Genomic DNA, 21736 nt, shown 5'->3' with positions numbered 1-21736 from the left:
GGACGCCATGGCTTACAACCCCAAGAAGATCGCGGGCGGCGTGGCCGGCGGCGCGCTGCTGATGTTCGGAGCAGTGGGCGGTATCGGCGCTACGGCCGGACTACCGCAGACCGCCGACGCGGACCCGATCGCCACGACGCATGCCGTGGGAGACAACGTCGTGACCGCACAATGGTTCAACGAGGACGACGTGTCCTACGTCTCCGTGGCCAACGCCCAGGGAGCGTTCACCTTCAACCAGGAAGGCGTCACCCCCAACGACGAGCTGTTCAACGTGTTCGGAACAGCGCTGACCAGCATGTGCTCGAAGCCTGCCACCGAGCTCGTCGACGTGGAGGGCGGCGTGGCCAACTTCTACGTGAACGTGGGCGGCAACATCAAGAAGAACTTCACCATCGACGTGCGCGACCTGGCCGAAGATGCCAACCAGGAGACGATGATGGCGTGCTCGTGCGCCACCGGATCGCCCTTCGGCCAGGCGGCCGTCATGGGCGTGCCGCTGTCGGCCGTGGTGGAGATGGCCGACCTGGAAGACGGCGTGAACACCATCACCGCCTACGGCGCCGACGGCTTCGGCCAGCCGCTGCCCTTGCGCTACGCGCTGGAGAAGAACGCGCTTCTGGCGTACCAGGTGAACGGCCAGGAGCTGGAGGCGGCCACCGGGTCGAGCCTGCAGCTGTGGATGCCCGAGACCGTGGCGCGCTACTTCACGCGCGACATCGTGAACATCGAGCTGACGCAGGAGGATGCGGAGCCCGACGTGCAGCAGGTGGACCCGTGCTACCGCAACAAGATCAACATCATGAACTACTCCGACGACTGCGTGTTCAAGGCAGGCGACGAGATCATGTTCGAAGGCGTGGCCGACGATCTGGGAAGCCCCATCGCCGCCATCGAGTTCTCATTCGACAACGGCCGCACATGGACGTCGTGCGACACCGACGGCGCCACGGCCGACAAGTGGGTGAACTGGCAGTTCACCACGTCGTTCGAGGAAAAGGGCGACTACCGCATGACCGTGCGCGCGAAAACCGCCGACGGCATGGTGTCCCCGCTTGCGGCGACGCTGCTGTTCGAAGTGGCCTAAACCCTTCGCAGCACGCAACCTCGAGCCAACCGAAAACGCCCGTCCGCGAAATGCGGGCGGGCGTTTTCATGTTGCGTCCCACACCGTCGCGAGCGTCCATGCGGGCGAACGGCAGCACCCAGTGCGTCAAGAGGACGGGTGCTTTGACACGTTGGAACCCTGACGTGTCAAATCCGACATAGAGCGAGGCGGAGCTGGGCGCAAAACGGGTCCCATGACAAATTCGGCGGCCGGATCGGACGTCGGCGGCGACGCAAGATTTTCACCACCTGGGATTATACGGTTTGGCGAAGCCTACCGGCACGTCGAAACTGCTTCGAGATTGTCATGGAACCCTCTTTGCGCCCAGCCCGGCAACCTGCTCCGCCCCTCGGCTGTCGGACCACGCAACGGCCGCGCACGTTTTCGCCGGCTCGCGTGCAGCAAAAACGCCGGTTTGGCAGCCTCGACTCCGCGACTGGTGAAGAGCAGCGACAAAACTCCAGATGGCGCTCGGTCGCATTCCGCAAAACAACGCTCCCGAACCCGAGAAGAAGGCGTCCGAACGGGCCGGTGCTGCCAAACCGGCGTTTTTGCTGCACGCAATCCACCCATAGCTGCGCACGCGTCGAACCACCCGTCCCTCCCTAACGCACGTCAACCGAAAGCGCCCGCCCGCATTCCGCGGACGGGCGCTCTTCATCCCGAAAACATCCCCGTTGAAGGCCCGCCCCCTGTCGGGACGTTACTTGTACTGGCTCGGGTGCTTCGCGAAGAAGTCGAAGCGCGGGGGCAGCTCGCGGATGCGGTGGCGGGCTTCAGTGATCTCGCCGGCGCTGCACAGCTCGTCCATGTTCTCGAAGTCGTAGTTCCAGCTGAAGAAGTCGTCGAACTCGAAGCTGAGGTAGTCGCAGATCTTCTCGGCGCCCGCCGGCACCACGGGGTGCATGAGCAGCGTCGCCATGCGCAGCAGGAAGAACGAGTCCACGAGCACCTGGCGGCGCAGCTCGTCGTCGCCCGTGTTCTCGACCTCGCGGATGCCGTCCGACCAGCGCTTGTTCGCCCAGCGGATGAACTCGTCCATGATGGACATGATGGTGTGCAGTTCCACGCGGTGCATCGTCTCGTCGTAGGCGCGCAGCACCTCGTGCACCTTCGCTACCACGTCCTCGGACGCATCGCCCAGCGGCATATAGCCCTCGAAGTTCTTCTGCGCCTCGTAGAAGCAGCTGCGGGCCAAGCGGTTGAACACGTTCGTCAGCAGCGCGCCCTCTTTCAGCACCGGGTCGGCCACGCGCGTGTCCGCAAGCTCCTCGGGGGTGGCCAAAAACGGCTTGGGCTTGAAGCCCACCGACTTCTGGTCGAGGCCGAGCGCCAGGAAGTGCGCGCGCAGCTGCTCGACGGTGTAGTAGTCCAGCAGCTCGTCGGCCGTGGGCGGCTTCACCGAGCCCGACGACGAGGCCTTCTTGTCGCCGAACAGGATGTGATGGTTCGCCACGAGGGTGGTCTGGCGGATGGGATGCTCGGTCACGCCGGGCGTCAGGATGTCGCCAGGGCGCAGCGCCTCGATGAGCGCGGGCTGCGCAACCCCGTAGAAGTACAGGTTGTCCTGGCCGATGAACTGGTACACCTCGGCGTCCTCCGAGCACCAGAAATCGCGCCAGCTGCCGCGCGGCAGGCCCATCTTGTCGTTGACGGCCATGGTGAACGACATGGGCGCCCACAGGCTCTCGGGCCAGCACCACACCGTGAGGCCTTCCAGCCCGTCGATGACCGGCGCCTTCACGCCCCACTCGATGTTGCCCGTGATGCGGAACGGCACGAGCGCCTTGCCCGTGCGGAAGCGGATGCCCGCCCGCCCCAGCACCTCGCGCGCCGCGTCGCGGTCGTCGATGGAGGCGAACTCGATCTCGAAGCTCTGCTTGCCCTTCTCGGCCTCGCGCAGCTGATGGGCCGGCAGCTCGCCCGCCACGGCGTCGTAGGCCTCGCGGGCGTCGTTCTTGATGTAGACGACGGGGGCGCTGAGGAACTCCTTGACGGTCTGCGGCACGATGGCGCGCACCTCGGGGTCGGCCTCGAGCGCCGCCACGTGGCCGCGCAGGAAGTCGGCGAACGCGGGCAAATCGAAGTACCAGTTCTCCACCGGGCGCATCTCGGGAGTCGTGCCCGTCAGCGACGACTTCGGCGCGATGAGGTCCTCGGGGGCGTAGCTGTGCCCCAGGTCGCACTCGTCGGCGTAGGCGTGCTCGGACTTGCAGCCCTGCACGGGGCAGCGCCCGACCACCTGGCGGCCGTTGAGGAACGTGCCCGCTTCCGCATCGTAGAACTGCAGCGTGCTTCGGCGCTGCAAGTGCCCGTTCTCGTGCAGCTTCTCGATGAACTTCTCGGTGATCAGCTGATGCACGTCGCCCGAATGCCCCATGCCGGAGCCTTCGTAGATGGACAGGCTGATGCCGTAGGCGTCCAGCGTGTTCTTCTGCGCCTCGTGGTTGCGCTCGACGTACTCGGCGATGGTGCCGTCGAACTCGCCGGCCTCCACCAGCTTGCGGTAGCCCTCGTTGATGGGCGAGCCGAAGCAGTCGGTGCCGCTGATGAAGCGCACGTTGGCCGCGCCGATGCGGTCGCGCAGGAAGCGCGCGAAGGCGTCGGCCGGCACGAACACCCCGGCGATGTGGCCGAAGTGCAGCGGCTTGTTGCCGTAGGGCATGCCCGCCGTGACGACGGCGCGCTTGGGCCACGAGATTCGTTCGTTGCTATTGGGCGATGCTGCCATCGGTGTCCAGCTCCTTCAGCGCTCGGGCGATATCGTCGGTGGAAACGTTGCTCTTTGACATGAGGTCGAGCAGGCTCGACAGGCTGCTCGTGGGATTCTTGAGCGTGACGGTGGTGTAGTGCGCGATGTTCGCCAGCTCGGCCGCCTTCGCCACGGCGTCGTCCTTGGTGCCGATCTCGTCGGCAAGGCCGTTCTCGACTGCCGTCATGCCGGTGAACGTGAGACCCGTGGCCAGCGCGCGCACGTCTTCGACGGGCATGTCGCGACCCTCGGCCACGGTCTGGATGAATGTCTCGTTGATCTGGTCGACCTGATCCTGGTAGTAGGCGCGCTCCTCCTCGGTGAGCGGGCGCGTGCCGTAGCTGGAATCCTTGCTGTCGGCGCTGGTGACGTTGTCCACCGAGATGCCCAGCTTCTCCATGAGGCCGGACAGGTCGGTAACCTGCATGACCGTGCCGATGGCGCCGATGGCCGTGGTCTTGGCCGTGTAGATATAGTCGGCCTGCGAGGATATCTCATAGGCGGCGCTCGCATTGACGGACGCGCTGGACACCACGACAGGCTTGCCGGTGCGCTCGGAGAACCCGCGCACGTAGTCGGCCATCTCCTCGCCCGCCGTAGCCGTGCCGCCGCCGGAGTTCACACGCAGTACGACGGCCTTGATATGGCTGTTCTTCTCGGCGCGATCGAGCTGGGCCTTCAGGCCTTCGGGGCTGGAGGTGGTGTTGTCGTACTGGATGGTGCCGTCGATGTCGATGACGCCGACCGCGTCGCCCGTGAGGTAGTCCACGTCGTCGACCGTGGAGCCCGTGCCGAAGGACCCGAACGACGAGGACATGACCGACGTGCACGACCACATGCCCAGCGCCAGCAGCGCGAACACGAGCACGACGGCCACGAGGGCGACGATCCAGCCGCGGCTTTTCTTCGGGGGCTGCACGGCGTAGCCGTACGGCGCGGCCGGCGCGACAGGCTGCTGCGGCGCGGCAGGCTGCTGCCACACCTGCTGCTGCCAGTTGTTGTCTTGAGACATGGTCCCTCCTTGGTTCATGCGTCTGACCATACTACCGTATGCGACAGGGAACCGCACCCAACGGATGCGGTTCCCTGGTGGTTTCCATTATAAGACCGCGACCGGCGCGCACGGTGTCGGCCGGATGACGGATGGGCGCGCCTAGAACTCCAGCGAGCCGTCGGCCTTTGTGTGCTGGGCCTTCTTCGCCGTGCGCACGAGGAACTCCTGGTTCGTCTCGGTCTGCTTGAGCGACTTGATCAGCATGTCCATGGCGCGTTCGGTGCTGTTCGTGTTCGCGAGGATGCGGCGCACGGCCCAGATGAGCGGCGCCTCCTGCGGCTCCAGCAGCAGATCCTCCTTGCGGGTGCCCGACGCCACCGGGTCGATGGCCGGGAAGATGCGGCGGTCGGCCAGGTTGCGATCCAGCTTGAGCTCCATGTTGCCGGTGCCCTTGAACTCCTCGAAGATGACCTCGTCCATCTTCGAGCCCGTGTCCACCAGGGCTGAGGCCAGAATGGTCAGGCTACCGCCGTGCTCGATGTTGCGCGCAGCGCCCAGGAATCGCTTCGGCGGGTAGAGCGCCGTGGAGTCCACGCCGCCCGACAGGATGCGGCCCGATGCCGGCTGCGCCAGGTTGTAGGCGCGCGCGAGGCGCGTGAGCGAGTCCAGCAGCACGACAACGTCCTTGCCGCATTCCACGAGGCGCTTCGCGCGCTCGATGACCAGCTCGGACACGGCGATGTGGTTCTCGGTGGGCATATCGAACGTGGAGGAGATGACCTCGCCCTTGATGGAGCGCTCCATGTCGGTGACTTCCTCGGGACGCTCGTCCACGAGCAGGCACATGAGGTGCACTTCGGGGTTGTTCGCGCTGATGGCGGCGGCGATGTCCTTGAGGATGGTGGTCTTGCCCGCCTTCGGGGGGCTGACGATCAGTCCGCGCTGGCCCTTGCCGATGGGCGACACGAGGTCGATGACGCGGGCGGTGACGGTGTTCTTGCCGTGCTCCATGACGAGGCATTCGTCCGGGTAGACCGGCGTGAGGTCGCCGAAGCGCACGCGGCTGCCCAGCTCCTCGACGGGCGTGCCGTTGACGGCCGTGACCTTCTGGATGGCGGCGTACTTCTCGTTCTCGCGCGCCGGGCGCGTCTGACCGGACACGAGATCGCCCTTGCGCAGGCCGTTGCGGCGGATGGTGGAAAGACCCACGTAGCAATCCGTCTCGCTGGGCAGGTAGCCCTGCGTGCGGAGGAAGCCGTAGCCGTCGGCCAGGATGTCGAGGATGCCCGACACCTCGATGAAGCCCTCGGCCTTGACACTGGCTTCGAACACGGCCTCCACCAGCTCGGCCTTCTTGAGGCCCGTCACGTCGAGGTTGAGCTCGGCGGCCTTCTCGCGCAGCTCGGCCACCTTGAGCTTCGCCAGCTCCTCGCGCGACACGCTGGGCTGCACTTCGCGGTTGCCGCGGTTGTTGTCGTGCTGGCGACGCTGACGACGCTGGTTCTGGCTGTTGTTCTGCCGGTTCTGGCCGCCGCCCTGCTTCTGGCGATTGCTGCCGCCGTTGTTCTGCTTGCCGGCGTTCGAGGCGTTCTGGCGGCGGTTGTTCGAACCGCCCTGCGGCTGTTGCTGCTGCGCGCCGCCCGCCTTCACCGATTTGCGCGGCGTGCGCGTGGCCGACGAGTTGCGGCCCGGAGTGGCTGCGCCCTCGGCCTTGCCCTGCGTCTTCGCCTTCACGCTGGTGGAACGTCGCTTGACGGGAGCGGCCGCAGGAGCCTCCGTGGTTGCTTCGGTTTCGCTCATGCTTGCTGAACTTTCTCCCAGTCCTTCATGAACGCATCCAGGCCGCGGTCGGTCAGCGGATGTTGCACGCACTTCTTGAGCGCAGCGAACGGCACCGTGGCGATGTCGGCGCCCATGAGGGCGGCCTGCGTCACGTGGTTCGCGCTGCGCACCGACGCGGCGATGATCTCCACGTCGTGGCCGAAGTCGTAGTTGTTCACCGCGGCCACCACGTCGGCCAACTGCGAGATGCCGTCCTCGGCGATGTCGTCGAACCGGCCGACGAAGGGGCTGATGTAGCGGGCGCCGGCGCGGGCGGCCATGATGGCCTGCGGCACGCTGAAGCACAGCGTCATGTTGACGGGGATGCCCTCTTCGGAGAGCGCCTTGGTGGCGGCGAGACCCTCCACCATGGTGGGGATCTTCACGACCACGTTGTCGGCAAGCGCGGCCAGCTCGCGGCCGTCGCGGATGATCTCGTCGCGCGTCATGGCGACGCTTTCAGCGGAGACGGGCCCGTCCACGATTTCGCAGATGCGCTTGATGTGGTTGTGGAAATCGTCGAGCTTGCCTCCGGTGCGCGCGTACAGCGTCGGGTTCGTAGTGACGCCGGCGAGCACGCCCCAGCTGGCCGCCTCTTCTATTTCGTCGAGATCGGCGGTGTCCAGAAAAAACTTCACCCAGGTCCTCCTTATACAATGGCTATTACAGGTGAAACGCGCGCGACGGCGCGCATGGATTCCGTGATGAGATGCGGGTGTGTTGGATGTGTGCTGTGAGATAAAAGAACTGATCATCATGGTACCGCATGTGTTTCCTTCGTTCAAGCGCAAAGCGGCAGGTATCGTGTAAAAGCGATGGAGGAAGGTCTACGAAACGGTGCGGGCGCGCCTTGCGGACGGCGTGATCCTCAATCTTGCTCGAAACGACCGAGACGCTTCAGCAAAAGATCCATCTCCGTCTCGCGCGTGACGTTTTCCACGAGGCCGACGGCCTTGACGGGCGCGCCCGCCTCGTTCGGCATGGCCAGAAGCGTCACGCGGTTCCACGCACGCGACCCGTCTCCCATGATGGCGCGCACAACCGCCGACGTGCGAGGCGCGCCGGCGTAGAGGTCTCGGTAGATGGCGCGAAAATCCTCGATGGACTCCTCGGCAACCGTCCCCTGCTCGATGAACCCCTCCGGGGCGTTCGCCACGGTCTCGGCCAAGCCGAACGCCTGCTGCAAGAACTCCGAATAGCGAGCGGTGCGCGTGGGGATGTCCAGCTCGAACACCACCGTGCCGCTGGCTTCCAAGGTCATCTCGAAGCGCTGCTCGCTCTTGCGCAGCGCCTCCATGTACTCCATGCGCTCCGTGACGTCGGTCACGGAGCCGTACACCGTGGCCGAACCGTTCGTCGTGTTCAAATGGAACAGGCGCATCTTATGCCAATGGCAGCCGTTCGTTCCCATGCGGCGCACGACCACCTCCACCCCGTCGTCGGGGCAGGAGCGCACCGTCTCCTCCGCCGCGGCCACGAGGGCGTCCCGATCTTCGTCATGCACGAAAGGAAGCAGGCTGCCGCCCTCCTCGGCGCCGTTCACGCCTTCCCCGAGCGTCGCTATCAAGCGCCGGTACGCTTCGTTGCCCCGAATCAGGCGCAGATCGCCGTCGGCATACGAGTACAGCGCCACCGAGCCGATGATGCTGGAAAGCATGCGGTCGCTGATGGTGTTCTCATGCAGCAGATCCCTGAAATCGAGGATGGGACGGCGCGCATCCTGCAGAGCGCATTGCTCGTGCTGAACTTTCGAACCGTCGGTCAGCAGCGCCTCGAACGCCGCCGCCTCCATCGGGCGCGCGTAGTAGTAGCCCTGCGCGTACGAGCACCCCACGTCCAAAAGGAAGTTCACCTGCTCGCGCGTCTCCACGCCTTCGGCGATGACGGGCAGGTCCAGCCAGCGCGCCATGCGGATGACCGATTCCATGATGTCCTTGCTGCGCCGGTCGTCGCGGTCGAGGAAGCGCATGTCGATCTTCAGCACGTCGACGTTGATGTCCTTCAGCATGTTGAGCGACGAGTAGCCGCTGCCGAAGTCGTCCATGAGCACGGTGAAGCCGCGCTCGGCCAGCTCGTCGAACGCGGCCACGATGCGATCGGGGCGTTCCGAATAGGCGCTCTCGGTGATCTCCACCTCGATGAGCGACGGTTCGATGCCGTAGCGCTCCACGAGCGCATGCAGTTCGGCGGCCACGTCCACGAGGTAGATGTCGGCGCGCGACACGTTCACCGACACGGGAACGGGCTGCACTCCTTCGTCGATGAGGCCCCTGATCCACGCGGCGGTCTTCTCCCACACGCGCAGGTCGAGTGAGCGCACAAGGCCGTTGCGCTCGATCAGCGGGATGAACTCGCCCGGGGCGACGATGCCGCGCTCGGGATGGCGCCAACGGGCCAGCGCCTCGGCACCCACGATCTTGCCGGTGCGTATATTGCATTTCGGCTGGAGGAACAGCTCGATGCGATCCTCGCGCAACGCCGATTCTATGCCGGCGACGACCTCGCGTTCGAGGACGAGCGCCTCGCGCATGCCGGGGTCGTACAAAGCCACGCGGTCGAAGTAGCTGCCCTTCACCGTGCGAAGCGCGATGACCGCGCGGTCGCACATGATGCTGACCGGCGAAGCAGGATCCTCGATGCGGTACACGCCCGCGCGCACGATGGCGTCGATGCCGTTCGGACATTCGGAGGAGATGTCGACGAGGATGCGCTCGACGCGCTCGGGGCGGATGCCGGTCGCGCACAAGGCGAACGTATCGGCCGCAAGGCGCGCGAGCGGTTGCGCCCCGTCGGGCGAGAAGCGGAGGGCGAGGGCGCGACCCAGGTACCTTAGAAGCTCGTCGCCGCAATCAAGTCCGTGCAGATCGTTGAACAGTTTGAAATGGTCGACATCGAAGCAGACGATGCTGACATCGCGTGCGCCCGAATGCCTAAGATACGCAGCGGCCTCGTCGAAGAAGGCTTCTTTGCCAAGCAGCCCGGTAGCGGCATCGATGCGCGGGGCTTCAATGGAAACCCGAGCGAAGCCGGTCGAGCCCGCTTCCCCGTCACGGCCTGCCGTCGACTTGTCAGTCACTCGCGTCCCCTTCTAAACCATCCCGTAATCGAACGCAATATTATGAGGCACGATCGGCATCCTCACAACCCCTATGATGCAACGGCTCAACATAAGCGGAATCCTCGGGCCTCGCTGCACTGAGCGTTCCGAGCGAGAGGCGGCTAGCGGGGGAACGCGCGGTAGAAGCAGGTGCGCTCGCCGGTATGGCAGGCCGGACCCGCCGGATGAACGAGCGCGAGCAGCGTGTCGGCATCGCAGTCGTAACGCAGCTCCACGAGCTTCTGCACGTTGCCCGAGGTGGCGCCCTTGTGCCATAGCTCCCGGCGGCTGCGGCTCCAGAACACCGTCTCGCCGCGCTCGAGCGTGAGCGCAAGCGACTCCTCGCTCATCCACGCCATCATGAGCACCTCGAGCGTGTCTGCATCCTGCACGATGCAGGGAACGAGCCCGTCGGCGTTGTAAGCGATGCCAGGAATGTTCATACCTATAATCCTCACTCGATCGATGTACTGCGGCTGCTTGCGCAACCGCAGCCTGCATCCGCCCCTCGCTTCTCTCCTGCGAAGGCGGAAGGCCGGCGCGTGAACGTCCTCGGGACGATCCCAAACCATGCCGTCGGATCGTCCGAAAACCGGATCGCTCCTCCACCTGTGCGGCCTACGGCGTTCTGAATGGCGAAAAGCCATCGAATTCGGAAGACATCGCCCGTTTCAAGCGCATGCGGCGCCCGGGAGCGGAAAGGAGCAAGCCAGCAACCAGGCTCTATGCGCAAAAAGAGCCTCCGACGAGCTTGCGACCCAGCTAGAAACTTCCGAATTCGATGCTTTTTCGCCAGTCGCAGCGCTTTCAGCTGCACGGAAGGCTCGGCCGTGCGACCCCTTGACGCGATGGAGGATCGCGGTCGAGCGACCCGTCGTCGCGTTCGCTCCGGAAACGAGGGCCGCCCCACCCCTACAGCCGCACGGGGATACCCTGGGCGCGCATATGCTCCTTCACTTGACGGACGGAAAGCTCGCCGAAGTGGAAGACGCTTGCAGCCAGCACGGCATCGGCCTCGCCCTCGATGACGCCTTGGGCGAAGTGCTCGAGCTTGCCCACCCCGCCCGAGGCGATGACCGGGATGTCCACCGCACGCGCGACGGCGCGAGTGAGCGCGCAGTCGAAGCCGTCGCGGCTGCCGTCGCGATCCATGCTGGTGAGCAGGATCTCCCCCGCCCCGCACCGGGCCGCCTCCTGCGCCCAGGCGACCGCGTCGATGCCCGTGGCCTTGCGCCCGCCCGCAACGTAGACCTCCCATTTGTTCGGGTTGCCCGTCACCTGCTTCGCGTCGATGGCGCAGAGGATGGCCTGCGAGCCGAACGCCGCGGCGGCGCTCGTGATGAGCGACGGATCGGCCACGGCGGCCGAGTTCACCGACACCTTGTCAGCGCCGGCCGCGATCATCGTGCGAATGTCGGCCACGCTGCGGAAACCACCGCCCACGCAGTACGGCAGATGCAGTTGCTCGCTGGCGCGGCTGGCAAGGTCGACCGTGGTGGCGCGGTCGTCGCTCGTGGCCGTGATGTCGAGGAAGATCACCTCGTCGGCGCGCTCCTCGTCGTAGCGCTGCGCGAGCTCGATGGGATCGCCCGCGTCGCGCAGGTTCACGAAGTTCACGCCCTTGACCACGCGACCGTCCTTCACGTCCATGCAAGGTATCACGCGTTTCGCTAGCATCTCGCTCCTTCCGTCGTTGCTAACGCAACGACGGACGTGCCGACGCTGCGCGGGTACTTCGCGGCACGCTTGCCGCTCCAGGTTCTCCTCACGTGCCCAAGGCACGCTTCGTCGAGCCTTCGCGGCAATCGCGCTCGCGAAGAACCCGCTCGCTGACCTTACCAAACATGTTGGACTCACATTCCACAAGGGTTCGCCTGGACGGCGGCGGCCTCGGCTCGGCGCGTGGCCTCGTCGCAGGCGCGCACGCCCTCCTGCACCGACAGCGCGCCCTCGTACACGGCGCGTCCCGCGATGACGCCCTCGATGCTGCCGGCCACCTCGCCCAAACGCACGATGTCGTCCACGCCGGCCACGCCGCCCGATGCGATCACCGGATGTCCGAACGCCTCGGCCATGCGCACGTACGCCGCGGCCTCGATGCCGGTCTGCATGCCGTCGCGCGCGATATCGGTGTACACGAGGTGCCGGAACCCGAGCGCCGACATGTCGCGCGCCAGCTCCTCGGCGGCCACGCCAGCGCCCTCGCGCCACCCGGCCACGGCCACCTCGCCGCCCTTCGCGTCGATGCCCGCGCACAGCAGCTTGCCGTACTGCGCGATGGCGGCCTCGGCGAAGTCGGGGTCGGCCACGAGCGACGTGCCCAGCACCACGCGCGACACGCCCGCGTCCGCCAGGCGCGCGATGGTGTCGAGCGAGCGCACGCCGCCGCCCACCTCCACCTTGAGCAGGGTCTTGCGCATGATGCGCTCGACGATGGCGATATTCTCAGGGATGCCCGAACGCGCGCCGTCGAGGTCCACCACGTGCAGCCACGTCGCGCCCTGCTCTTCGAACAGCTGCGCCTGCGCGGCGGGGTCGTCGTGGTACACGGTCACGCGGTCGTAGTCGCCTTTGGCGAGGCGGACGGCCTTGCCGCCCAGAATGTCGATGGCTGGAAGCAGGTACATGGCGCTCACGCCCCTTTCACGATGGACACGAAGTTCTGCAGCAGACGCGCGCCCGCATCCGAGCTTTTCTCGGGATGGAACTGCACGCCGTACGCCGCCTCGCCGTACTGGACGGCGCTCGGGAACGTCACGCTGTGCGTCGTCTCGCCGACGACGAAGGGACCCGACGGCGCGATGTAGCCATGCGTGAAGTAGAAGTAAGTGCCCGACGGTATGCCTTCGAACAGGGGGCATTCCTGAAACCTGTCCGCGAGGAGCTCGGCAACGCCCAGTCGCTCAGACAGTCCTGCTCGCTCGGACAGTCCACAGGACTGTCCGGCTCGTGCGGAACTCGCTTGGTGGGCGCCGCCGAACCCCTCGCTGCCGTCTCCGAAATGCACGGTGTTCCAACCTACATGTGGCACCTTGTAGGAGAGGGAGTGTTCATCCTGTTTCGGCATCTTGGTTACCACGCCCGGCAGCACTGCCAGGCCGCGGGCGTTGTGGGTCGAGGTTTCGTCGTCCTCGCGCGGCGCGCCTTCGACGCCTTCTTCGAACAGGAGGTGCATTCCCAGGCAGATGCCGAGGAACGGCACGCCGGCGGCTATGCGCTCGCGGATGGCGTCCATCTGGCCGAGCTCGCGCATGGTGGCGGCCGCGTCGGCGAACGCGCCAACGCCGGGCAGCACGATGGCATCGGCTTTGGCGATGGCGGCGGGATCGCTCGTGACGAGCACCTCGGCGCCCGCCGCGACCAGACCGCGCTCGACGCTTTTGAGGTTGCCCTTATGATAGTCGACCACGGCGATCATAGCGCGCCCTTCGTCGAAGGCAGCGCATCGCCGATGCGGGGGTCGAGCTCGACGGCCTGGCGCAAGGCGCGCGCTGCGGCCTTGAACGACGCCTCCACGATATGGTGCGCGTTCTCGCCAGCCAGGCTGCGCACGTGCAGCGTAAGTCCCGCGTTCGCGGCGAAGGCGATGAAGAATTCCTTGGCCAGCGACGCGTCGAACGTGCCCAGCATGACGCAGGGCACGTCCACGGCCCAGTGCAGCTGGCCGCGCCCCGATATGTCCACGGCCGCCAGCACGAGAGCCTCGTCCATGGGAAGCGAAAGCGACCCGAACCGCGCGATGCCGCGCTTGTCGCCGAGCGCACGCGCAACGGCTTGGCCCAGCACGATGCCCGCGTCCTCCACGGTGTGGTGCGCGTCCACCTCGATATCGCCTTTTGCGCGCACGTCGAGGTCGATCAGGCTATGCCTTCCGAAGGCCGTCAGCATATGGTCGAAGAACGGCACGCCCGTCTCGATGTCGGTCGCACCCGCGCCGTCGAGGTTCACCGCGACGCGGATGTCCGTCTCGTTCGTCGTGCGGACGATTTCGGCGGTTCTCTGGTTCATGGTTGGCCTTTCTTTATCGCTGGTCCAGCAACGTCAGCGAGGGTTTCCGTGGTGCCCGAGATCGTGGGGAGGGCGAGGACGAAGCGCGCCCCGAAGGAAGTCCCCGTAGGGGATACTTCGGTACGCGAGTCCTCGACCTCGCCGCGAGATCGGGCACCACGGGAAGCCGCCCCCTACGGGGACTAGCTTCGCGTCGCAGCCGTCGGCTCGTTCCGTCGGCCGTCAGGTCGACGGAACCTTCAAATCGCACTTGCCCATCACCGCATCGCGCAGCGCGCGCAAAAACGCGTCGTTCTCCTCGGAGGCGCCCACGGTCACGCGCAGGCAGTTCTCCAGATGCGCCGCACGCGAGAAATCGCGCACAAGCACACCGCGCTCGTACAGCGCCTCCCAGATGACGGGCGCGTTCTCCACGCGGAACAGCACGTAGTTCGCATCCGACGGGAAGGGCTTCACGCCGGGAATCCTCTTCAGTCCCTCGATCAGGCGGGCGCGCTCCTCGATGACGGCCAGGATGCCGCGCTCGAACTTCGCGCGGTTCGCGTACACCACGCGCGCAACGGCCTGCGAGACGGCGTCCACCGAATACGGCTGGCGCACCTTGACGAACTCGCGCACGACCTCGGCGTCTCCCAGGATGTAGCCCATACGCGCCCCGGCCAGGCTGAACGCCTTCGAGAACGTGCGCAGGATGACGAGGTTCTTGTGCTGCGCCAGATACGGGCGCATCGTCTGGCGCGAGAACTCGAAGTAAGCCTCGTCCACCATCACGAGCGCATCGGTGGCGTCGAGCAGCCGGAGGATGAACGTCTCGCTGGCAAGCTGCCCCGTGGGGTTGTTCGGGCTGGTCACCACCAGGTAGTCGATACCGCCCTCGGCGACGCGCGCCAGCACGGCCTCCTCGTCGATGGAGAAGTCGGCGCGGCGCGGCACGTCCACCACCGACGTGTTCGTGAGGCGGGCGTTCGCGTCGTACACCGAGAACGTGGGCGGCAGGTTGAGGAACGTGCGCCCCGGCCCGCCCCACGCCAGCGCCAGGTTGAACAAGAGCTCGTCGCCCCCGTTGCCCACCAGCACCTGGTCGCGGTCGAGCCCGTTCGCTTCGGCGATCATGTCGCGCAGGTCGTTGGCCAGCGGGTCCGGGTAGCGGTTGAGGGGCAGGCGCTTCACCTCGCGCATGATGTCGCGGCGGATCTCGTCGTCGACGTCGTGCGGGTTCTCGTTCGCCGAGAGGACGGCGGTGGCGGGCAAATACTTCGGATCGTAGGGCACCACGCCCGCCAGCTGGGGCGCGGCCGCGCACACGCTACGCATCGGCACCCCCGTCTCCGGCCGCGCGGCCCGCTCCGTCGCCGCCCTCGATCCCATACACGTTGCCCGTGTCGAGCAGGTTCTTGCGCATCTCCACGCTCATGGCGTGCGCCCACAGGCCCTCGTGGCGCGCGATGGTGGTTACCATGTCGGCATCGCGGGCGAGCGCCTGCGACGAATACTGGATGACGCTCGACTTCTTCACGAACTCGTCCACCGACAACGGCGAGGCGTAGCGCGCCGTGCCGCCCGTGGGCAGCGTGTGGTTCGGGCCGGCGGCGTAGTCGCCCACGGCCTCGGGCGTCCAGGCGCCCAGGAAGATGGCGCCCGCGTTGCGGATGGCGCCCAAGAGGTCGAAGGCGTGGTCGACGTGCAGCTCGAGGTGTTCGGGCGCGATGGCGTTCACGGCCTCGATGGCTTGCGGCATGCTGTCGCACACGACGATGAGGCCCTGGTCGGCCAGCGATGCCGCCGTGATCTCGGCGCGTGTGGACGACTTGAGGTGGCGCTCAACCATGCGCTCCACCTCGTCGGCGTAGGCCGCATCGAACGTAACCAGGTAGCAGGCGGCCAGCGGGTCGTGCTCGGCCTGCGCCATGAGGTCGATGGCCACGAGCGCCGGATCGGCCGTGGAGTCGGCCACGACGCACACCTCGGACGGGCCGGCGATCATGTCGATGCCCACATCGCCCGACACCACCTTCTTCGCCGCCGCCACGTAGGCGTTGCCGGGTCCGGTGATCTTGGCCACGGGCGCGATGGACTCGGTGCCGTACGCCAGCGCGGCGATGGCCTGCGCGCCGCCCACCGCGTAGATTTCGGTGACGCCCGAGATGCGGCACGCCTCCAAAATGGCCGGATCCAGCGTTCCGTCGGCCGTCGGCGGCGTCACGCATACGATGCGCTTCACGCCGGCCACGGCGGCCGGCAGCGCGTTCATCAGCACCGACGACGGGTACAGCGCGCGCCCGCCCGGCACGTAGATGCCCACGGATTCCAGCGGCTCCACCTTCGAGCCCACGAGCGCGCCGTCCTCGCGCACGGTGAACCAGCTCTGCTGCTTCTGGCGCTCGTGGAAGTCGCGGATCTGTGCGGCGGCCTGACGCAGGGCGCGCGCCGTCTTGTCGTCGACGTTCACGATGGCTTCTGCGATAGCCGCCTGCGACACGCGGAACTCCTCCACGCGCACGCCGTCGAACTGCTCGGTGTAGGCGCGCAGGGCCTCGTCGCCGCGCTCGCGCACGCCCTCGATGATGGCGGTGGCCGCCGTCAGGGCCTGGGCGTTGAACGCGCCGGTGCGCTTGAGGTGGGCGTTGGTGAACTGCTCGCCAGGTTGCAAGATGATGCGGCGCATGGGCTACTCCTTTTCCTCGCCGGCCGGGCTCGCGGAGGCTTCCGCGTTCCGCTGCAGCGTATTCGCCAATTGTACGATACGCGCGTCCGTGCGGAACGCGCAGGTGTTCGAGAAGAAGCGCGCGGTCGACGAAAGGACTTCGTCCACCACCACGAGGTCGTTCTCCTTGAGCGTGGTGCCGGTGGCCGTGATGTCGACGATGCGCTCGGCCATGCCCGTGAGGGGCGCCAGCTCGATGTTGCCGTGCAGCTTCACGATTTCCACCTGCGTGCCCGTCTTCGCGTAGTGGGCGCGCGTGATGTTGGGGTACTTCGTGGCGATGCGCAGCGATCCCAGGCGGCGGTAGTGCTCGCCTGTGGCCTCGGCCGCACCGGCGGGCTCGGCCACCACGAAGCGGCATGCGCCGTATCCGAGGTCGACCAGCTCGACGACGTCGGACTGCGCTTCCAGCAGCGAGTCCTTCCCGCAGATGCCGCAGTCGGCCGCGCCCAGCGACACGAACGCGGGCGCGTCGGTGGGCCGCACGATGACGTACTCGACGCCGGGGTTGCGGATGATGAGCTGACGGCCGGGGTCGTCGAGCCCGGTCGTATCGAGGCCCGCGGCCTCGAGCGCGGCAACCGTGTCGGCGTTGAGCGCGCCCTTCGGCACCGCGATGCGCAGCGGGCGCGCGGCTTCGTCGTCGACCGAGCGCTCGGCGGCGGCGGCCGCGGCCATGGCCTGCTCCAACGAGAACGCGAAGCCGGCGGCCGGGCGGCTCTCGCCGTACGAGCCGATCATGTTGTCGTAGCGCCCGCCGCTGCCCAGCGGCGTGCCCAGCTCGGGCGCGTAGGCCTCGAACACGATGCCGGTGTAGTAATCGAACGAGCTCATCACCGAGAAGTCCACGAGGATGCGGTCGGCCAAGCCCGCCTCGGCCAGCAGGTCGCAGGTGCGGGCAAAGTCGTCGAGGCCGTCCTCGCACCCCAGGGGCGCCACGAGCGCGCGCACCTCCTCCACCGCCTCGCGCCCGCCGCGGATGCGCGGCAGCGCGCGGATGGCCGCGGCGAACACGGGCGGCACGGCCGCCGCCTCACCCGTGAGCCGGTCGACCTCCACGAAGTTCGAGGCGTGGAACGCCGCCAGCACCCGCTCGGTCCACTGCGCGGACGCCCCGCTGGCCGCCAGCAGCGCGCGCAGCACGCCCACCGTGGCCAGGGCCAGCTTGCAGCCGCGCGCGCCCGCGAGCTCCAGCGCCTCCGCCATGAGCTCCACCACCTCCGCGTCGGCTTGCGGCCCGGCCTCGCCGATGCATTCCACGCCGATCTGCGTCATCTCGCGCGCCTGCGCCTGCATGCGCCCTTCGGCCTCGCGGAACACGCGCTGCATGTAACGGAAGCGGAACGGCCCCGGCTGGCCCGCGAGGCGCGTCGCGCACATGCGCGCCACCTGCAGCGTCACGTCGGGGCGCATGGCCAGAAGGTCGCCGCTCGCGTCGAAGAACTTGAAGGGAGAGCCGGGCATACGGCCGCCCGCGCGCATGACGTCCATGACCTCCAGCGTCGGCGTCTCGATGGGCAGGTAGCCGCGCGCCGCGAAGCATGCCTGCACGTCGCGAGCGATGCGCTCGCGCATGCACGCCTCGTCGGATAGCACGTCTCTGAACCCTGCCGGTGTCACGTAATCCATGGTTCTCTTCCTTCGCTGCATCGTTTCGCCGGTTCGCACGCGGCCGCGCACGCCGTTCGTTTGCTGGTAGTACTTTATCACAGTAGAGTAGTAAAGCAAGCCGTTTGCAGAACGTTTCGGACAACCGCTTTATTTTACGTCATAGAAGGAGCGCGATCACGGCTCGCCGCACCTCGAGGAAAGAATGTTTAGCCGAAGAAAAGGACGCTGCATCCTATCGATTCCCCGCACGCGGAAAAACGCCGTCCGCATCAAGCGACGGATGTACGCTTTGGACTGAGCTATCTGCTGCAAAAACGGGTTCTTGGCAGCAATTTCGCGGCTTCAGCGCCACCGAAAGCCCTCGAACACGGGGAAGTCTGAAAAACACCTGGTCGCAAGATTTCCGCCGGGAGCGTTCGTTCCCCTTGCCGCCAAAAACCCGTTTTTGCAGCAGATCGAACCGACCATCCGTGCCGTTCCTGAAAAGCAGCGATTCCGAAGCCGCAATGAAGCCTGCCCGTAGAAAAGGCAAGGAAGTCGAGGGAAGCCGGATCTGCGGCATTTCGGTCGATACCGCACACGCGATGCCGCCGTCGGGGCGAAGGCGCACGCCCTCGCCCACCCCGCCTTAGAACAAGGAGAACTGTTGGGGCGCGAAGTCGTACGTGCACACCACTTCGTCCAGCAGCAGCTCGACCTCGTGCGACTCCCACTCTTTGACTGACACGACGTAGTTCGTGCCCTCCTGCTGGAACACCAGCGCGCCGCCCACCATGCCGATGCAGCGTCCGCCGCATTCGCCGTCGTGGCCTTCGGGCACCTGCAAGTCGTGGCAGTCGGGCGACGGGCCGCCGAAGTAGTGGGGCGACAGGTCCTGAGCCGGCTCAGCGCCCTCGAGACCCAGACGTTCCACCACGTCGTCGAGCACCGCCTTCGCCTCGACGAAATCGAAGCGCTCGTTCACCAGCAAGTCCACTTTCTTCGACGCGCGCATCGTCTCCAGGATGCCGGGCTGCGCGCACAGCGCCGCCTCCAGCTCGCGCGCGTCGTCGGCGCATCCGAAGCGGCCGACGATGCGGGCCGCGCGGGCGCCCTGCTCCAGCAGGCGCTCGATGCCGCGCGTCTCCGACGAGATGCCGGCTTTCACGTGCTTCGGCGAGAAGTACGCCAGGTACGTGAAATGCGGCGTCAGGTTGTAGGCGCGCTGCTGGGCGGAGATGAAGTCGGCGTAGTAGAACGAGGGGTTGAAGCCCGTGGCCTCCTGGCATGCCGGACACATCGTGTCCTTCGCATCGGGAAGCAGCTCCACGTTGAGCGGGCACACCTCCTTCGTGTAGGACGCCAGATCGAAGCGTCCCACGCAGCGGCGCGTGGGAAGGCGGCGCAACGAGAACGTCTTGCCCAACACGGGAAAACGGTGCTGCTCGCCTTGCTCTACGTCGTTGATCAAGAGGTAGGGGCCGGACTCGGCGAAACCGTGGCCTGCCAGGACGGTCGTGTGACCGTTCGCGAAGTTCGTCATATCGTTATCCTTGTGCAACTCGTACTGAATGGATCACTGTTTTCGTTGGAAATGATAGCGCACAAGGAACATTCGCGATACGCTCTTGCGGCGAAAGGCGAAAAATCGCACAGGAGTCGTTCGCCTTCCGAAAAAGCAAGGGTCGTCCCGCTCGGTTGCGAGCGGGACGACCCTTCTTCCGCAGAGAGTCGCGAACCGAGCGGCGCGGACGACCTACGCCATGCCCGCCGCCATGAGCGCTTGCGTAGCCTGGTACATGGTCACCGAGAAGTACACCATGAACGCCACCGCCACCGAAGCGAGGACCTTCGCCACGATATGCCAGCTGCTCCTCCAGCACAGCACGATACCCACCGGCCAGAACACGATGAGGAAGAACACGATCCAAAACGTCTGCTTGCACCAAGCCTTCTGGTTCGGCTCTTCGATCAGGTCGTTCGCGTTCTTGCGCAGGTCGCGCTTCTGCCAGTCGCCCGCGCGACGGTCGTCGTCAGCCATGCCGCTTCCTTTCCCAAGGCGCGCCGCCCGCCCGCGCGCGTTTCCCTCTATCCTACCACGCCCGTCCAGCGGCGCGCGTCAGTTCAGCCCGACGTACTCGGGGTCGAGCGCGTCGTCCAGATACTCCTTGACCGGCGGCTTGCCGTAGTCGTGCACCTCGGACACGTGCCAGCATTCGGTCTTCGGCATACCGGGAATGCGATCGGCCACGAACACCGGATCGATGCCCTCCTTACGCTGGCGCGTGTAGTCGTCGAGCGCCGCAAGCGCCCATTTTCCAAGGAAGAGCAGGGCGATGAGGTTCACGAGCGCCATGAAGCCCATGAAGATGTCCGCGAGGTTCCACGCCAAGTCGAAGCTGTTCACGGCGCCGTAGAACACCACGCACAGGCACACCACGCGGAACACGAACAGCAGCGCCTTGCTGTCGCCCTTGATGAAGCGCAGGTTGTTCTCGGCGTAGAAATAGTTGCCGATGAGGCTGGAGAACGCGAAGGCGAAGATGGCGAACGTGATGAAGTGGATGCCGAACTCGCCCACCGAGTTGTTCACGGCCATCTGCACGAGCGGCATGCCGTTAAGGGCGGAAGCCGCCTGCGGATCCTGCACGTAGAACACGAGCACCATCATAGCCGAGCACGTGCAGATGAGCAGCGTGTCGATGTACACGGACAGGCTCTGCACGAGACCCTGCTTGCAGGGATGCGACACCGACGCCGTGGCCGCAGCATTCGGCGCCGAGCCCATGCCGGCCTCGTTAGAGTACAGGCCGCGCTTGATGCCCAGCATGACCACCGAACCCGCGAATCCGCCGAAGATGGCCTGCACGTCGAAGGCCGAGGCGAACACCATCGCGAACACGCCCGGCAGCTCCGTGATGTTGGAGAGGGTGGTCCACACCGCGATGGCGATGTAGCCGATGGCCATGATGGGCACGATGATGGACGTGATGACGCTGATGCGCTTCGCGCCGCCGAAAATGACGAACGCGGTCATCACCGCCAGCACGATGCCGCAGGCGATGGCCGTGCCGTTCGTGGCGTAGTCGGGAATGTAGTATTCCAGCGCCGAGGTGGCGTTGAAGGCCTGCAGGCCGTTGAAGCCGAACGCGAAGCACAGGATGAGCAGCACGGCGAACAGGATGCCCAGCCAACGCTTGCCGAGCGCCTTCTCGATGTAGTAGGCCGGGCCGCCGCGGAACTCGCCCTCCTTGCCGCGCACCTTCCAGATCTGCGCGAGGGTGGACTCGACGAACGCCGACGCCGCGCCCACGATGGCCATGAGCCACATCCAGAACACCGCGCCCGGGCCGCCCGTGGCGATGGCCGTGGCCACGCCCGCGATGTTGCCCGTGCCCACGCGCGAGGCCGTAGACACCATGAGCGCCTGGAACGACGAGATGGAGCGCTCGCCCTTGACGTGCTTCTTCTCCGTCAACTGCGTGAACATGTCCTTGATGAAGCGGATCTGCACGCCTTTCGTGCGGATCGTGAAGTACACGCCCACGAACACGAGCAGGACGAGCAGGATGTACGTGTACAGAAACCCGCTCACCTCGCCGGTGATGCCGACGAGCATCTCATTGAAATCCATTGGTCTTCCCCTTTACGAGAACGAAGCG

The 21736-nt window shown here is 66.2% G+C and carries 18 protein-coding genes; 2 read left to right on the top strand and 16 right to left on the bottom strand.

All coding sequences use genetic code 11. The features are described 5' to 3' along the window. The first annotated feature begins 7 nt into the window (after window positions 1–7). The gene (locus GT613_RS06450) at window positions 8–1087 is read left to right on the top strand and encodes a molybdopterin-dependent oxidoreductase (protein WP_161172564.1); all 1080 of its coding nucleotides are present in this window, start codon (window positions 8–10) and stop codon (window positions 1085–1087) included. A gap of 724 nt (window positions 1088–1811) precedes the next feature. Here GT613_RS06450 and GT613_RS06445 read toward each other — a convergent pair. The 13 genes from GT613_RS06445 to hisZ form a co-directional block, all read right to left on the bottom strand. Beyond that, window positions 1812–3839 carry a methionine--tRNA ligase gene (locus GT613_RS06445; RefSeq protein WP_009608896.1) on the bottom strand — a complete coding sequence of 676 codons (2028 nt, stop codon included), beginning with the start codon at window positions 3837–3839 and terminating at the stop codon, window positions 1812–1814. Further along, window positions 3820–4872: a signal peptide peptidase SppA gene (gene sppA / locus GT613_RS06440; protein WP_009608843.1), complete on the bottom strand. Its 1053-nt coding sequence runs from the start codon at window positions 4870–4872 to the stop codon at window positions 3820–3822. The genes GT613_RS06445 and sppA overlap by 20 nt, the downstream gene beginning before the upstream one ends. Before the next feature lie 141 nt (window positions 4873–5013). Then, on the bottom strand, window positions 5014–6654 hold the full coding sequence (rho, locus tag GT613_RS06435; RefSeq protein WP_009608903.1) for a transcription termination factor Rho: 1641 nt from the start codon (window positions 6652–6654) through the stop codon (window positions 5014–5016). After that, window positions 6651–7313 (bottom strand): fructose-6-phosphate aldolase, encoded by a 663-nt coding sequence (gene fsa, locus GT613_RS06430; RefSeq protein ID WP_009608849.1) that lies wholly within the window; start codon window positions 7311–7313, stop codon window positions 6651–6653. Before fsa ends, rho begins: the two co-directional genes overlap by 4 nt. 230 nt (window positions 7314–7543) lie before the next feature. Further along, window positions 7544–9751, bottom strand: a complete 2208-nt coding sequence (locus tag GT613_RS06425) for a GGDEF domain-containing phosphodiesterase (protein ID WP_009304781.1) — start codon at window positions 9749–9751, stop codon at window positions 7544–7546. Window positions 9752–9894: 143 nt separating this feature from the next. Beyond that, window positions 9895–10215, bottom strand: coding sequence for a phosphoribosyl-AMP cyclohydrolase (gene hisI / locus GT613_RS06420; RefSeq protein ID WP_009304782.1), 321 nt, complete (start codon window positions 10213–10215; stop codon window positions 9895–9897). 469 nt (window positions 10216–10684) lie between these two features. Further along, window positions 10685–11449, bottom strand: a complete 765-nt coding sequence (gene hisF / locus GT613_RS06415) for an imidazole glycerol phosphate synthase subunit HisF (protein ID WP_009304783.1) — start codon at window positions 11447–11449, stop codon at window positions 10685–10687. Between the two features lie 176 nt (window positions 11450–11625). Next, window positions 11626–12399: a 1-(5-phosphoribosyl)-5-[(5-phosphoribosylamino)methylideneamino]imidazole-4-carboxamide isomerase gene (hisA, locus tag GT613_RS06410; protein ID WP_009608881.1), complete on the bottom strand. Its 774-nt coding sequence runs from the start codon at window positions 12397–12399 to the stop codon at window positions 11626–11628. 5 nt (window positions 12400–12404) lie between these two features. Then, window positions 12405–13190, bottom strand: coding sequence for an imidazole glycerol phosphate synthase subunit HisH (gene hisH / locus GT613_RS06405; RefSeq protein ID WP_009304786.1), 786 nt, complete (start codon window positions 13188–13190; stop codon window positions 12405–12407). Continuing rightward, complete coding sequence (hisB, locus tag GT613_RS06400) at window positions 13187–13780, bottom strand: imidazoleglycerol-phosphate dehydratase HisB (protein WP_009304787.1); 594 nt, start codon at window positions 13778–13780, stop codon at window positions 13187–13189. Before hisB ends, hisH begins: the two co-directional genes overlap by 4 nt. Window positions 13781–14002: 222 nt before the next feature. Beyond that, entirely contained in the window at window positions 14003–15094 is a 1092-nt protein-coding gene (gene hisC, locus GT613_RS06395) for a histidinol-phosphate transaminase (protein ID WP_035577289.1), read from the bottom strand. Further along, window positions 15087–16445, bottom strand: coding sequence for a histidinol dehydrogenase (hisD, locus tag GT613_RS06390; protein ID WP_009608801.1), 1359 nt, complete (start codon window positions 16443–16445; stop codon window positions 15087–15089). The genes hisC and hisD overlap by 8 nt, the downstream gene beginning before the upstream one ends. 3 nt (window positions 16446–16448) lie before the next feature. After that, the gene (gene hisZ / locus GT613_RS06385) at window positions 16449–18113 is read right to left on the bottom strand and encodes an ATP phosphoribosyltransferase regulatory subunit (protein WP_161172563.1); all 1665 of its coding nucleotides are present in this window, start codon (window positions 18111–18113) and stop codon (window positions 16449–16451) included. Between the two features lie 104 nt (window positions 18114–18217). Here hisZ and GT613_RS06380 point away from each other — a divergent pair, with 104 nt between their 5' ends. Next, complete coding sequence (locus GT613_RS06380) at window positions 18218–18727, top strand: hypothetical protein (RefSeq protein ID WP_139019518.1); 510 nt, start codon at window positions 18218–18220, stop codon at window positions 18725–18727. Here GT613_RS06380 and GT613_RS06375 read toward each other — a convergent pair. The 3 genes from GT613_RS06375 to GT613_RS06365 all read right to left on the bottom strand — a co-directional run bounded on the left by GT613_RS06375 (window position 18724) and on the right by GT613_RS06365 (window position 21708). Next, window positions 18724–19617, bottom strand: coding sequence for a DUF2797 domain-containing protein (locus GT613_RS06375; RefSeq protein ID WP_009304792.1), 894 nt, complete (start codon window positions 19615–19617; stop codon window positions 18724–18726). The two genes, GT613_RS06380 and GT613_RS06375, sit on opposite strands and share 4 nt — an antisense overlap. A 213-nt stretch (window positions 19618–19830) precedes the next feature. Further along, complete coding sequence (locus GT613_RS06370; RefSeq protein WP_009304793.1) at window positions 19831–20115, bottom strand: hypothetical protein; 285 nt, start codon at window positions 20113–20115, stop codon at window positions 19831–19833. Between the two features lie 78 nt (window positions 20116–20193). Continuing rightward, the gene (locus tag GT613_RS06365; protein ID WP_009304794.1) at window positions 20194–21708 is read right to left on the bottom strand and encodes a sodium:alanine symporter family protein; all 1515 of its coding nucleotides are present in this window, start codon (window positions 21706–21708) and stop codon (window positions 20194–20196) included. Window positions 21709–21736: the final 28 nt, after the last annotated feature.

The organism is Eggerthella sp. BIOML-A4, from assembly GCF_009875575.1.
GTDB lineage: Bacteria > Actinomycetota > Coriobacteriia > Coriobacteriales > Eggerthellaceae > Eggerthella > Eggerthella lenta.
Note: the sequence above shows the minus strand (reverse complement) of the source record. Positions and strands in the feature narration are given on the sequence as shown.